Annotated in this window: 10 protein-coding genes; 1 reads left to right on the plus strand and 9 read right to left on the minus strand. The window is 32.0% G+C overall.

Annotation, left to right across the window (positions count from 1 at the left end):
- Positions 1 to 440: 440 nt before the first annotated feature.
- Complete coding sequence (locus tag V6246_RS03265) at positions 441 to 2933, minus strand: ABC transporter permease (protein WP_445818991.1); 2493 nt, start codon at positions 2931 to 2933, stop codon at positions 441 to 443.
- Between the two features lie 44 nt (positions 2934 to 2977).
- Positions 2978 to 3667 (minus strand): ABC transporter ATP-binding protein, encoded by a 690-nt coding sequence (locus tag V6246_RS03270; protein ID WP_341558934.1) that lies wholly within the window; start codon positions 3665 to 3667, stop codon positions 2978 to 2980.
- A 127-nt stretch (positions 3668 to 3794) separates the two neighbouring features.
- Between V6246_RS03270 and V6246_RS03275 the strand changes: the two genes are divergently transcribed.
- Complete coding sequence (locus tag V6246_RS03275; protein ID WP_341558935.1) at positions 3795 to 4439, plus strand: arylesterase; 645 nt, start codon at positions 3795 to 3797, stop codon at positions 4437 to 4439.
- 24 nt (positions 4440 to 4463) lie between these two features.
- On the opposite strand, the gene V6246_RS03280 is transcribed toward V6246_RS03275, so the two are convergent.
- The 7 genes from V6246_RS03280 to V6246_RS03310 form a co-directional block, all read right to left on the minus strand.
- Positions 4464 to 4640, minus strand: a complete 177-nt coding sequence (locus V6246_RS03280) for an adenylosuccinate synthetase (protein WP_341558936.1) — start codon at positions 4638 to 4640, stop codon at positions 4464 to 4466.
- Between the two features lie 107 nt (positions 4641 to 4747).
- Positions 4748 to 5716, minus strand: a complete 969-nt coding sequence (locus V6246_RS03285) for a phosphotransferase (protein ID WP_341558937.1) — start codon at positions 5714 to 5716, stop codon at positions 4748 to 4750.
- Between the two features lie 3 nt (positions 5717 to 5719).
- On the minus strand, positions 5720 to 6703 hold the full coding sequence (locus tag V6246_RS03290; protein WP_341558938.1) for a nucleoside hydrolase: 984 nt from the start codon (positions 6701 to 6703) through the stop codon (positions 5720 to 5722).
- Positions 6704 to 6946: 243 nt separating this feature from the next.
- Positions 6947 to 10258, minus strand: a complete 3312-nt coding sequence (locus tag V6246_RS03295; RefSeq protein WP_341558939.1) for a P-loop NTPase fold protein — start codon at positions 10256 to 10258, stop codon at positions 6947 to 6949.
- 258 nt (positions 10259 to 10516) lie between these two features.
- On the minus strand, positions 10517 to 11266 hold the full coding sequence (locus V6246_RS03300; RefSeq protein WP_042503643.1) for a LytR/AlgR family response regulator transcription factor: 750 nt from the start codon (positions 11264 to 11266) through the stop codon (positions 10517 to 10519).
- Positions 11267 to 11273: 7 nt separating this feature from the next.
- Complete coding sequence (locus V6246_RS03305) at positions 11274 to 14306, minus strand: ligand-binding sensor domain-containing protein (protein ID WP_341558940.1); 3033 nt, start codon at positions 14304 to 14306, stop codon at positions 11274 to 11276.
- Between the two features lie 185 nt (positions 14307 to 14491).
- On the minus strand, positions 14492 to 14854 hold the full coding sequence (locus V6246_RS03310) for a hypothetical protein (RefSeq protein WP_341558941.1): 363 nt from the start codon (positions 14852 to 14854) through the stop codon (positions 14492 to 14494).

Consider the following 14854-nt stretch of genomic DNA (forward strand, 5'->3'; position numbering starts at 1 on the left):
CTTAAACCGTTTTCTTCAACCTAAGTTTAGTCCTAATTAAATAACAAAAAAAAGGATGCCGCTGCTATCAGGGCTAAAACTATCTATTAAGTTTATTTTTAATAGAAAATCAGAGTGCACTTCATTATCTGTGTTAAGAAATAACCTTCAAAACATCAATTTGTTTCAGTAACCGTCGACACTTATCCGCCACTCACCATAATTAAAACTCAACTTAGCGAAACACAATTTTTAAGCTAGAATTAAGTATTACTTTTATTTCAGATAAGAAATCCCTGTCACTTTTAATGTGCAGTACATGAGAATGATACAAACCAAATTAAAAGTGATTCTTAACAAAATGGGATACTAAATATATATTTTGTATTCTACCGCTTCTCTCATATTGTTGCTTTGTAAAATGAGCACAATAATACGGCGGTAGTTTACTTTTATTAAAATTATACTTCCTTCCTCAGCACCTCCAAAGGTGGACTTTTTAATACAGATTTTAAGTTACTTAATCCAACCAAAACAACTAAAAACGTAATACTTGGCAGAAAAACTAAAAACGGAATTACCGATGGTACAAACGGTTCTTTAAACAAAAATGTGGCTATTAATTGACTTCCAATAAAAGCTAATAAAATCCCTGTTAAGCTTCCTAAAACACCTAAATAAACGTATTCTAGAGCCGTAATTTGTAAAATTTGCGTGCTTTTTGCTCCTAAAGTTCGTAGTAACACACTTTCTTTTATGCGTTGGTATTTGCTATTTCTAACAGAACCAATAAGCACAATAAAACCAGTTAGAATACTAAAGAAGGCCATAAAATTAATAATCCATGATATTTTATCTAGAATATCTTCAACAATGATAAACACCTGGCGTAAATCTAAAATAGTAACATTCGGGAATTTCTGAACCAAATCGCTTTGCAAAGTAGCCGAACTTTCTTCATCTGGTACATGCGTCGTCATGACATTAAACGTTGGTGCACTTTCTAATACACCCACCGGAAATAAAACATTGAAATTTATTTTCATACTGCTCCAATCCACTTTACGAATACTACCAACAACGGTTTCCTTAAGCACACCCTGAATATTAAAAACAACGGCATCCCCAATTTTCAAATTAGCATCTTTAGCAATATTGTCTGTTATTGAGATATAGATGGGTTTTCCGGGTTCCATTTTACCTGTCCATTCACCTTCCAAAATTTCTTCGGTATCTACCAAAGCATCTCTATAGGTTACTCTAAGCTCTCGGTTTAAAATCCATTTACGCATTTTAATGGTGGTGTCTTGGCGAATTTCATTTACCGATTTACCACGAATACTATGCATGCGCATTGTAATAATTGGTATGTTATTAATCACCTCCAAGCCTTTACTTTTAAAAGTCTCTAAAAGCGCCGTTTCCTGTTCTTTTTGAACATCCATTAAAATGATATTGGCATCATTTTGCTTGTTTTCTATAGTGGTTTTTGCCAATAAAATATCTTTGGTAAAATACAGCGTGCTTATTAAAAATGTCCCTAGTCCAATCGCTAATACCAATACCATGGTTTGGTTGTTTGGTCGGAATAAATTCAATAAACTTTGACGTTTAGTGTAACCCCAAGAGCTCGGGAAATATTTTTTAATTAATTTAATAAATATCTGTGCTATCCCAGCCATAATGGCAACTGTGGTAAAAATTCCGACGGTAAAAAATAATCCGTTTAAGGCATCTTTTAGCATCCAAAACGCAAACAAAAAGATAAAAAGACCAATAGCCAACATAACGGCAATTCTCGCTTTTTTAGGCTTCTGAAGATTATCTTCCGAGCCTCTTAAAACCTCTAAAGGCGATACATACCAAGTTCCTAATAAAGGTAATAAAGCAAATAACACCGACATTAAAACGCCTAAAGTAATCCCCATAATTATAGGCTGCGCCGAAATAGAAATTTCAACACTAAAAGGTAAAAAGTCTTGTAAAATATAAGGAAATGCATATTGCAATGCTGTACCTATTCCCGAACCTATTAAACCTCCAATAAGTCCAATGCTAATAATTTGCAACAAATAAATTAAAAAGGTTTGTTTTCTAGAAGCGCCTAAACACTTTAAAACAGCCACACTTTTTAGCTTTTCTTTAATGTAAATATGCACAGAACTTGCAATACCAATACAACCCAATAAAAGCGCTATAAAAGCGACTAAATTTAAAAACCGACTCACATTATCATAGCGTCTGCCTAAACGTTTGCTCGTGCTAATATGCGTGTCAAGATCTGCGTTTTCCGCTTCAAGAACGGGTTCTAATGTTTTCTTTAAATCGTCTAAATTAGCTTTTGGGTCTTTAAAAAAGTATTGATATTCTTTTCTACTTCCTAATTGTATTAATTCGGTTTTATCTAAAAAACGAAACGGAATTAAAACGGTTGGCGCCACTGAAGATGAAATGGCTGTACTACCCGGAATGGCTTTTAATTCTCCAATAATAGGTAGTGTTAACTCTCCTATTTTAATAGAATCTCCAGGTGTAATCTTGTATTGTAAAAGTAGCGTGGCATCAACTAACGCGCCGCCTAAGTTCTGGTAAGTAGCACCTGCATCTTTTGGTGTGGTTGTTATATTTCCGTAAAAAGGAAATGCGCCTTCAATCGCTCTCACTTTCACTAATTTTGTGCCGTTATTTTTAGGGAAAGCAGCCATAGACACAAAGTTAACTTCAGATGCATCGGCACCTAAAGAATCTATAATAGCTTGTGTTTTTTCGGTAGGTTTTTGTTTGCTATCAATTACAAAATCGGCACCCATTAAGGCTTTCGATTGTAGCTTTATATTTGATTTTAAATTATCGCTAAATAATTGAATGGAAACCACCGCAGCAATCCCCAATATTATGGAAGCCATAAAAAGCAATAACCTAGAAAGGCTGGCTTTTCCATCTCTCCAAGCCATTTTAAAAAGCCATTGAAAATTCGGTTTTGAATAAATCTTGCTCATTAGATCGCGCTTGTTTTTTCGTTTGAAATAATCTTACCGCCTTTCAATCTTAAAATTTGTTGGGTGCGGTTTGCCAAATCTAAATCGTGGGTAATAATCACCAAAGTGGTTCCAGCTTCTTTATTAAGTTCGAAGAGTAATTGAATCACCTTTTCACCGGTTTCTTCATCTAAATTCCCTGTAGGTTCATCGGCAAATAAAATAGACGGTTTGTTAGAGAAAGCACGCGCCAAAGCAACACGCTGTTGTTCTCCACCCGATAATTGCGATGGATAATGATGCAAACGATCTCCCAAACCTACTTTTTCTAATAAAGCAATACCAGATTTAGAAGCGTTTTTTTCGCCTTGCAATTCCAAAGGAACAATCACATTTTCTAATGCCGTTAAAGTGGGTAGTAACTGGAAATTTTGAAAAATAAAACCGACTTCTTTATTTCGTAAAGCGGCGCGTTCATCTTCATTTAAATCATGCAAAGCCGCACCGCATAATTCTATGCTTCCTGAGGTTGGATAATCTAAACCTGCACACAAACCTAAAAGCGTAGTTTTTCCGCTTCCTGAAGGTCCTACAATAGAGAAAACACTCCCCTGTTTTACTTCAAAAGAGATATTGCTAATTACTGTTAATTTTTTAGAACCACTGGTATAAGTTTTCTCTAAATCATTAATCTTTAATATATTTGACATGACGCTTATTTAATGTTTTTACTAAAAAATCCCGATGTTGAAAAATAGACAATTGATAATAAATATCAACAATAGAACTCAAAAGGTTTTCTTAAAATTTTGTTGTTTTTACGTACTACTATTCTTATTGTCTTGTAAACAAGATGCTACTAAAAAAGCTACGGATTCAGCTGAAACTGCGCCAGAAACTGAAGTTGAAACCACCAAAAGCACAAGCTCTAAAAAAATAGTATTTTTCGGAGATAGCTTAACAGCTGGTTATGGTTTGGATGATGTTGATGATGCATTCCCTAGTATTATTCAGGATAAAATAGATGCTTTGGGTTTGGGTTACAGCATTGTAAATTCTGGTGTTAGCGGTGAAACCACTTCTGGCGGAAAAAATAGAATTGACTGGGTTTTAAATGAAGAACCTAGTATTTTTATTCTAGAATTGGGTGCTAATGATGGTTTACGTGGTGTGCCTTTAGACCAATCTAAAGCCAACTTACAAACTATTATAGATGCGGTAAAAACCAAATATCCAGAGACTATTATTGTTTTAGCAGGTATGCAAATTCCGCCTAATATGGGACAAGATTACACTACAGCGTTTAAAAATATGTTTCCCGATTTAGCTAAAGAAAACAACTTGTATTTGGTGCCTTTTCTGTTAGAAGATGTTGGCGGTATTCCAGATTTAAATCAATCGGACGGCATTCATCCTACAAAAGCAGGTCATAAAATATTGGCTAAAAATGTTTGGACGGTTTTACAACCTATCCTTAAATAATAAACCGCTATTTTATTTATTAAACTAGTTTTTATCCTTTCGTTTCTTTCTCCAAAGTATATAAAAGAAAACCGCTAAAACGGGTAAAATAATAAACACAATCAACTCAAACGGATCCGATAAATCTAATGGTTGGTTGTCGTCTGGGTTTGGAGTTCCCATTGGTAATTGTAAAATCAATGTATTAAATAATGCTAGCATGTTTTTAAGGGTTTTACCCAAATTTAAGAATTTAAAAACGGCTAACCAATCTAAACGCCAACTACCTTTATTTAAGATATCATCTTATAAATTAAATTTAGATACCTCTAACTCAAAATAAGCGTTCTTGCCATTTCTAAAAGCAACTTTTTTTCTTCAATCGATCTTTTTAAAGGCAATTGTGCCAAACCAATTAATCTACGCATAATTTCTATTCCGGCAACTTTGGCAAGCAAATTGGCGTTCAATGTTTTTGGATATCTATTTTTTATGCTTTCTAAGCAATCGATGTTCATGGTGATCATAATAGTATGTGCAGCCATAACGCCAATATCAAATTCGGCAAAACCCATAAAACTAAATTCCGGATCAATGACATAGGTATGGTTTGCCTTCATCATCCAACTTCCAGGATAATAATCGCCGTGCAAAAGCGTATCACCTTTAGATAAGTATTGCTCGCCAACCTTTGCAATCTCTGTTTTTAAAGCGGCATCATGTCTGTAAATTAAAGCCAATTCCTGAAGTCCGTTTTGAATGGTATCTAAATGAAAATCGCTATCCTTTAAAAAAGGCAAAACAAATATGTGTTGATGGTTGAGCAAACGCAAGGCCATATTTTCAGGATATGCTGTAGGTTTAGATTTATGAATTTCCGCAGCAATATCTATAAGTTCATGCAGTTGCGAGCTGTGCATTGTTCTATCTTCATAGAGATACGACATATCTTGGCAATCGCCTAAATCTTCGAGAATAAGCAAATAATTTTCTGCATTATAAGCCAGTATTTTAGGAATATGTGGTGCAATTACCTTATTGGTAACCGCTTTGTAAAACTGAAACTCCACATCAATACGCTCAATAGGTGCCGTAATATCTTGATATTTCTGAACAAACGGACGCGATTGTTTTACAATAAAAGACCGCGTATTGGTACGGATTCTAAGCACCACATTCATGTTGCCCTCACCAGGTTTTTCTATAGAAAGAATACGTTCTTGTTTTAGGTCTAAAAACCCCATGGTATTTAAAGACGCCTCAAAATCTAAAATGGAACTATTAATATCTAAATACATAGGTTATTTTTTATTTAAGCTTTGCCAGAAATCTGTTTTCATAAGGTCTACATCTATTTTTGTATGGATGTTTATTAAGCGAGGTGTGTTTTCTGGTGGTGTTAAAAAGGTCTCAATTTTGGATAATTCCGGATGTGCGAGCGCTTCAATAATAGCAACATCCCACATAATCCAGCTTTTCTTTTCCGGATCGTCTTTGGTCCACCAACGCTCGTACGTGTCCCAACGGTTTATTAAATAATCGGCAACACCGCCTTTGTTTTTTAATTGCGCATCTACTTCTGCTTTAGTAAACACCAAGTGTTGGCTGGTTGTTGCCGTCATGATACTTAAATCTAGACTTTTGGTATTTAGAAGAATATCCACCGCTTTTGGGTCGTTACCTGTATTGAATTCTTTTTTGTTATAAGTGTTGGTTTCCACGGTATGCCAAAAACCAAGATAATGCACTTTTAGTTTTTCTATAATCGAAGGATCTTCCAAAATAGCACTCGCCACATTGGTGCTCGATCCTAAAATAACCACGTTTAGCTTTTCGCCAGCGGGTAATTTATGCGCCATTTTAACAATGAAGTTTGATGCTGGAGAACTCGCTGGTTCTGTAATTTTGGTTATCGGTACATTGCTTCCTAGTGGTAGCGGAATGCTGTAATTCCCCATTAAGTTCAGTATCTTTTCGTTAATATCTTGGCTTTCTTGTACGGTGTTTTCGGTTGCCAATGGTGATGTATGAAACTGTGCCGAAGTAATACCCAAAATATTAAAACTCGGTTCTTTAATGGCTCTCACTATAGCATAAAGATCGTCTACTTCATTAGCGGTATCGGCATCTATAATGATGGGTAAACGGGTGTCTTTTACCTGTGCGCCTGCTGTAACCTGAGTAAAAACGGAAACTAGAAGTATTAATTGAAACAAAGAAACGTAAATCCCTTTATTGAAATTTACGCTCTTAAATATATTGAGTTTATGATGTTGTTGTTGCATGTAGCTTTCTATAATTGCTGAAATAATTTGTATTTACAAAAGTACAAACTATACGCTTAATGCAGCCTTTGGTCGTAGAAAGTGATGGAACATTACTTGGTTGGGGATGAAGATTTTTAAATACAAATCATTTTTGAAGATAATATTTATAGAATTGTTAATCGAGTTTTAATATAATAATAGATAGACAAAAATTTATGAATATTGTTTTATAATTTAGTTTCCATTTACTTCTTCGTTAGTCTATTTCTTTTCAGGAATAGTTAGTTTTGTTTCTTTAAATATATGATTTATAATACTATGTTCAATTATGCCACTATGCATAGCCAAATTAAACATCTCTGTTAAATCTTGATTATAAAGCCCTTTTGATTCATTTAGAATCTCAATCACTTTTTCTAAATAGTTTCTCATGATAAAAACAAATAATTTATTATCATTTTTTAAATGAAGAATTAGTTTTCTACATACTTCATCTGCCTTAGAGATTAAATTAGAAGAGTGTTCAAATAGTCCTAAGGTGAAAAACCTGATATGATCTGAAGAAACATCTGTTCTGTTTAAAATAACATCTAAAATGTCATTAAATATCCTGTTTAATTTCCTTCCGTCCAAATAATCATTTTTTAATAAATCATCCAAAAAAATCAAATCTTCCGGAAGGGGGTTTTCTGTCCTAGCTATAGAGATGAGATATTCATCATAAGCACTCATAAAAGACGTGCTCTTGGTTAGTTTTTTATCTAAAAGGTCATTAAGAACCAATCCCTTAAAAGCAAAGATAAAATTACTATCCTTATCAAAATTTTCAAGCCAAATTTCTTTTGAAGCATTTTTTAGCTTGTATAGAATTTTATCATATATATAGTTAACAGATTTAAAGCTATGATTATTTTTTTTAAAAGTTAACTCTAGGTTTCTCCTTCTTAAATCAAATATTTTATCTTCATTATACATTTCATCAAAATGATGACTCCAATCATCAAACCGATTCAAAAAATCTATGAAATTATTTGGGAAAATTTCTGTTTGAATTTTGTCTAGGTTTTTGAAAATCCATTCTATATCTAATACTTGTGAAAATCCAAATTGTTCAAGAGTTATGATATTAATTACTTTATTAAGTAAAGGGTATTTCTGGTTTTTATCTATAACAAGTTTTAAAAGTTCCCCTAAATTAATATAATGATGTATTACTTCTGCTATATTTTCTGCATTTTCTATACTAGCTAATTCATCGATAAAAAAGCGACTTCTTGGCTCTGTATATTTTAATTGAGCAATTTGATTTGCAATTATATCAAAGTAAGGTCCTTCCTCGTTACTTCCATTTTGGTTTAAATAGTTTGTCGCGATTGTTTCAGGAATAAGTTTTATACTTTTTTTACCTGTAAGTATCTTGATTATTTCAATTAATGATTTAATTTCATCATTGCTGGAATGTGTTATTGCTTGTAGTTTTATTTCAATATGTTTTCTGAATTCTTCAAAATTATAACTCTTATCATTATTTTTTAAAAATTTTATAACATGCAACCAATTGTAATTCATTGATATTCCATCTTTGTGCTCAATATAATATGTGTTTAATTCTTCAGAGTTGGTGTGAATTTTTAAATCTTTTGATGAACATTTATTATTATTAAATAAATTCTCCATATCATCAATATAATGAACAAATTGCTCAGGAGTTAATCGAACATTAGTTAAATCAGGTATTATTTTAATTGATTTATCATTTAAATATTTAATTAAATCAAATATTGTTGAATAATAATCACTTGCATTATCAGATTTCTCAAATTTCTCCCTGCTTTTATTTACTAGTTTATTAGCTAATTTCTTGGCTGTACCTTTTGAAGTCTTTATTAAGATGTCTTTGTGCCAATCATTTAGTGTTTGAAAATCCTCTTCTATCCGGTTATCTAAACTCTTACCAAATTTCTCCCAATAATTAGATAAAGAGTTCGGGGGTATTACATCTTTAATTTCATCTAATATTTTTGCAATATTTTCTGGTCTTGAACTAGGAAAGTCTCCTCTCTGAATTACATTATCAAAATATGTTTTAAACTCACTATGCTTTTTAACTTCTTTTAGGACGTCGAAATTAGCCTTAATAAATATATCATGAATATTGTTTTTCAGTAAAATCTCACTTGATTTTTCTTTATCCACGTTATAAACTATAGCCGCGAGATTCTCTTCTAATTCAATATTATTATTAAATAAATATGACTCATGCTCAAGAAATTGTTTATTTGAAATAGTTGTTAAAGGATTTGCTAGAATCTCTTTTTTTCTCAAGGAGAAAAGAGCTAAATATTTAATATCTATTGAACTATTATGTTGCAGATAGAGAGACACTAAATTATTAATAAATGTTATGATATCTCTCGGTCTTCTGTTATTGGTGTTAGTAACTATTTCGTAGAGAGATGAAATAAAATCAATGTCGTCTTCAACAATAATTTTCTTAAAAGCCTCTTTAAATTTTAAAACAAAGAATTTTTTCCAATCAGATAATACTGGGGGTGAAATTCTAAAAATTGTCGAAAAGGTTTTACCAATAAAATTATCTATTATATCTGAATCCTTTTCTTCATTAAAGTGACTTGATAAGTGTATTTTATCATAAGGTATAATAACCCAAACATTATCAATGTTCTCTTCTGCAAAAAAAGTATGTATTGATGACCACAATGATAGTACTTTAGAACTATCGGATAGTCTGTCCATATTATCAAAAACTATAACTAAACCTTCTGATTTTAAATCTGTAGTTATTTTTTCAAAATATTCTTTAAAACTCTTTACAGAAGGTTCTTCTTCCAAAGTATACTCGAACTCTTCAGAAGTTAAGTCTGAACCACTAAAAATGTAAAATAATTGTTTAAATCTATCTTTAAATTTTAAAGTTTTTGTTTTTTCATCATTATCGAAATCATTATATTCTTTTACTATTTCTTTAATTCCCCAAATAAATAAAATTGCAGGTAAAAAATATTTTATTAAAATAAGTTTTAATATTGGTGCTTGATAACAAGAAATAAAATCTCTAGTACTAAAAAAGTCTTGGTTTAAAATATCTAAAAAAGAAAATAATAAAATTGAACCCATTATTAGAATCCAATAGAACTTGATCTTAGGGAATTTTTCTGTTGTCTTAAGAGAAGTTTTAGAAAGTAATCTTTGTAGTTGTTTATCCCAGTCAATAGCGTCTTTAAACTTGTTTTTTTTCTTTAGATCTGAAATTAATTCTTCGAGAAATGTTTTTCTAGTTAAATCTTCTTGATGTCCCCAAGCATCATAAGTAAAAAAGAAATAATCTGAATTTAATTTTGTAAATTTAGAGTTAAGAATACTAACCACGTTAGATTTACCTGAGCCCCATTCACCTTCTAACCCAATTACATTATTTGGTAATGACTTTTCTCTTATAAGCTCAAAAATTGTTTGAGATATTTTTTCATGCGACTTACTCTCAAATAAATCTTCTCCAGTTGGAGAACTAGCTATATATACTGGTTTTATTTTGTTTTTTTTACTACTCATAATGTGATTAAAAAAAGAAAGAATTCATGAGTGATTTACCTAATTTTATTTAAGTAGAATCTTGCCTCAAAGCATAAGGCTGAAATTTACAAAATATTATAAGAATTAATTTACGGAAACCCGTAATCGTATGACTTTTATTTAAAATAACTTCTCAAATACAAACCCCAGCCCTTCTCACCTATTTTCAAGCAAAAAAAGTATATCTGCCCGCCATTGAAATTAAAGGTAAAAATGTCATTAAAAAAAATGACCCACTCACCTATGCATCGTATCCAAAATCTCAATAATCTCTGTTTTCTTTCGAACAGAAACCGGAACATTTTCGCCATTTTTCAGCATTAAATAACCGCCATCAGATTTTATGTATTCACTCACATAGTCTAAATTAACCAAGTGACTTTGGTGGATTCTTATAAAACTGTAACTCTTTAGCATATCTGCAAAATACTTCAATGTTTTAGTGACAAACACCTTACGCTTATCTTGAAGATGAAAAATGGTGTTATTACTATCAGATTCACAACGAATAATATCATCTAAACTCACAATAATAATTTTATCTAGTGTGTGTAACGATATTTTATCTGGCTTTTGTTCTGGAGCAGAAAGTGTTTCTTTTAAAATGGTTAATCGTTCTTTATTAGGTTGTATTTGCTTTTTAGCACGATCTACAGCCAAATCCAATTCCTCGTAAGTGTACGGCTTTAAAACATAATCTATAGCCGCGAATTTAAAGGCTCTAATAGCAAACTCATCACTGGCTGTTACAAAGATAATTTTCGATTTTAAATCGGGGAAAATCTCTAGAATATCAAAACCAGTTCCATCGCCCAACATAATATCTAAAAATAGAATATCGGGTTGTTTTTTACGTAAAACCTTTGCTGCTTCTACAACACTTTGTGCGGTGGCTATAATTTCAACTTCGGGATGCCTGGTTTCTAAATCGCTTTTTAAAAGTTGTAAAGCATCAATCATGTCTTCTACAATAATGGCTGTAAGCATAGGTTCTCTAATAATCTGTTAATAAAGGAATTTTAAAGGTAATATTTGTTCCGCCAATAGTACCGTCATCATTTTTAATTTCGGTAATCTGCAGTACATTTTCGCCCGAAATGGATATTAAACGCTCTTTTGTAACGGTAAGCGCCATAGATTGGTGATCTGTTTTTATTTTTGTTTCCTGAGATTTAAAAATACCAATACCATTATCGATTACTGTACAATGTAAATAATGTTCGGTAGTATTAAATTCAATTTGAAGCACTCCTGCTTTGTCGCCTTTTAAAATACCATGGCGAATTGCGTTTTCTACAAAAGGCTGAATTAACATGGGTGGCACAAGAATTTCTTCTGGATCGAGTTCGCAGTTACTAGTAATTGAAAACGTAAACGGTTTTGCTGCCATTAACTGCTCTACAGTAATATAATGGCGTATGGTTTTAATTTCTTGCCCTAAAGTTATCTGGTCTTTTCTCGAGTTATTTAGCGTTTCTCGAAGTAAGGTTGCAAAACTATTTATTGTGGCATTCATTTTATCTGGTTTGTTAATAGCCATAGCTTTTATGCCATTCAAAACATTGAAGATAAAATGCGGATTCATTTGTAATTGCAACGCCTTATGTTCTAGAGTAAGCAGGTCGTTTTTTATTTGCAATTGTTCTTTATCCGCTTTGTTTTTTAATCTTATTCTTCTAATGTATAGCCAACCTAGAATTAATAAAAGTAAGATTGCGAAGCCTATTACAGTCCATTGGAATGCTGCTTTTTTGTATAACGGACTATCGATAAAAAAGTTGAATTTTATGGGTGTACTTTCCTCCCATCTGTAATTTCTAGATTGCACAGAAAATTGATGCGCGCCATAAGCTAAACCTGCAAAGTTTTGTTTGTTCTCTTTAGACCACGGACTCCACGCGTTTTGGTTTAATTTAGACCGATATTCTATTTGATTTGGATGATCGATATCCACACTTCTATAGGTAAAACTTAATTGGGTTTGGTTAGGGTTTAAGTTTAGAACTTTGTTTGTATTGGTCCAAACTTTTAAGTTGATAGAATCGACACTTTTATAAGCAACTTGCACATCTTTAAAATAGATTTCGGGTTTTAAAGTACTTTTGCTAGCAGCACTAGGTATGTATTCCGTTAAGCCATAAAGCGCGCCAAACCAAAGGTGGCCTTTTTCATCTTTATCTACGGCATTTAAACAAGTTTCTATACCTAGAAAACCATCGTTTCTTCCAAAATGATAGATGTCTTCAATATCGCTATCTTGGTTTAATTGAATTTTATCTACACCGCGTTCTGTTCCTGCCCATAAATAGCCTTGATTATCAAATATTAATTGATATATATTTTCTGAAGACATTTTTTTCGCTCCTTTTAAAGGCTTAAAAACTGGAGTGTTATCGCTAATTTTTGAAACCCAAATACCTTTTCCGGCTGTTCCTAGAAACAGTTTATCTTGATGAAATAATAAGGTTCTTATTGTAGTTTGTTGATTTAAAGCGGCCCCTAAAGCTGTGTGTTTACCGTTTTGAATATAACCTAAAAGACCTGTTTGTGTGGCGTACCATAATCTGTTTTGATTATCTAATGCGATGTCTTTTATGTATAAATCGGTGATGCCAGATTTTTTACCATATCTTTTTTTGATAACTAAGCTATCCTTTTCATTATCGTAATTAAACTGTATAATACCACTAGAATAAGTGGCTGCCCACATGGTGTTTTGGCCTTTAACAAGCTTACGAATCCAATCGAAAGGGAATCCGTTTTCGCTATTTAGAACCCTGTTTTTAATTACTGTTTTGGTAAATACTTTTGTAACAACGTTTAAAGAATCGCTATAATCGGGAACTAAACTATCTACTGTTTTCGTGGTTCTTAAAAGTACACCATTACCATCCGATCCGGCCCAAATATTTCCATAATCGTCACTAGTTATGGTCTTTATTTTTATATTCGAAAAGCCTTTAATTTTAGGTATATGATGAATGCCTAACGTATCTATTTGAGTTAAACCAGCTTCGGAACTCGATATCCAAAGGCTGTTTTTTGCATGATGTACAGCATAAATACGATTGCCTTTTAAGCCCGATGATGCATCGAAATGTTGAAAATTATTTTGGAAATATTTATAGAAACCACCACCAGATGTGGCAATCCAAATATTAGATTGTCTATCGGTAAACGTTTTTCTAATATGTGAAACCGAAAGCCCTTTGGATTTGTTTATGTTTCTTTTTTCAGAATAATTTTGGGTATCTATAATGCTTATGCCATCATTATCTGTTGCCACCCATAATTCATTTTTATTATGAATTTCCATGGAATTAATACCAAGTGGTTCTCGTAATAAAATAGGCGATTCATTATTTTTTTGATCTAATATTAAAATACCATCTCTGTAAGTTGCTGCAAATATTTTATGGTTGTTATAAACTACAGATTTAAAATTATTTGTTTCTATTTTTTCTATTTGAAGTCCTGTGCCTTCTAGCCCATTGCTTTTCCAAAGACCAGTATTAGTTGCTATCCAATAAAAAGCACCATCGAAAATAATAGTGTTTACCATACTAGAATCGATGTCTGCGTGTATGCTTAGTTTTTTAAGTTTTTCAGTATTAGAATAACTATAAACCCCTTGTGCTGTTCCTAAATAAAGTCCTTTTTCTGATTTATAAAAATGATTGACTTGCGGACATTTAAAGTTTGAAAAGTTGTTTTTTATTTTAATAGATAACCCGAGATTTGTTCCAATATATAGGCTATCATTAGACGTGTATAACGCATGAATATAATTGGAAAGCAGTCCGTCATTCTCATTCCAAATAGAAAAATTGGTGCCATCAAAATTACAAAGTCCGCCTCCTTGTGTGCCTAACCATAAGTAACCTATTTCATCTTGAACAATATCGTATACTTGAGATTGTGGTAAACCATCTTCTATGGAATACGATCGTAATTGACTGTTTTGCGCACCGATAAAAGGGCTTACAAAAAGCAGAAATAATAGGACGTATGTGGTGTATTTATTCAAATGGGGATATTGTTATAAAGTATATTTTACTTGCTATAAGCGCTTAAAATTTAAATTTGTCTATGACTAGATTTTCGGTTAAATATAAACTTTTTTTATGTTTACTACCTTCCATTTAGATATTAAACCCTTATTCATTTTTAATTGAATTGGTTAAATTTTTCTAGTATCTCGTTTTATTCAAATTAATAATTTCGTTTTGGTTGAAAAGTAAACGGATTTCTAATATATGCTGCAAATATGGTAGCCATAACAATTAGAATTGCAACTTCATACGGTTTTCCTTTGTACATATGAATAACGACAATAAGCGTCATGTAAAACGCTAAAAGTATGGTTCCGATTACAATCGTTTTATTGTACAAAAATAAAGCTGTCGCTATTAATAGAAAAACGCCCGTTATGACAAGTATAGTGCTGTTTGTGATAATTTTATTCATTTCACTAGGATGCAATATTTTATCTAAAGCATTCGGTATAAAGAATAATGTTATTATAGCTGACGGTAACCATATTAATATGGTTTTAAATATTTTTTTTGGATCCAT

This window comes from Algibacter sp. TI.3.09 (assembly GCF_038154905.1).
Lineage (GTDB): Bacteria > Bacteroidota > Bacteroidia > Flavobacteriales > Flavobacteriaceae > Algibacter.

Excerpts from the sequence above, each read along its gene's own strand:
- V6246_RS03265 (WP_445818991.1), bottom strand. The coding sequence starts at position 2,933 with ATGGCTTGGAGAGATGGAAAAGCCAGCCTTTCTAGGTTATTGCTTTTT.
- V6246_RS03270 (WP_341558934.1), bottom strand. The coding sequence starts at position 3,667 with ATGTCAAATATATTAAAGATTAATGATTTAGAGAAAACTTATACCAGT.
- V6246_RS03280 (WP_341558936.1), bottom strand. The coding sequence starts at position 4,640 with ATGCTAGCATTATTTAATACATTGATTTTACAATTACCAATGGGAACT.
- V6246_RS03285 (WP_341558937.1), bottom strand. The coding sequence starts at position 5,716 with ATGTATTTAGATATTAATAGTTCCATTTTAGATTTTGAGGCGTCTTTA.
- V6246_RS03290 (WP_341558938.1), bottom strand. The coding sequence starts at position 6,703 with ATGCAACAACAACATCATAAACTCAATATATTTAAGAGCGTAAATTTC.
- V6246_RS03295 (WP_341558939.1), bottom strand. The coding sequence starts at position 10,258 with ATGAGTAGTAAAAAAAACAAAATAAAACCAGTATATATAGCTAGTTCT.
- V6246_RS03300 (WP_042503643.1), bottom strand. The coding sequence starts at position 11,266 with ATGCTTACAGCCATTATTGTAGAAGACATGATTGATGCTTTACAACTT.
- V6246_RS03310 (WP_341558941.1), bottom strand. The coding sequence starts at position 14,854 with ATGGATCCAAAAAAAATATTTAAAACCATATTAATATGGTTACCGTCA.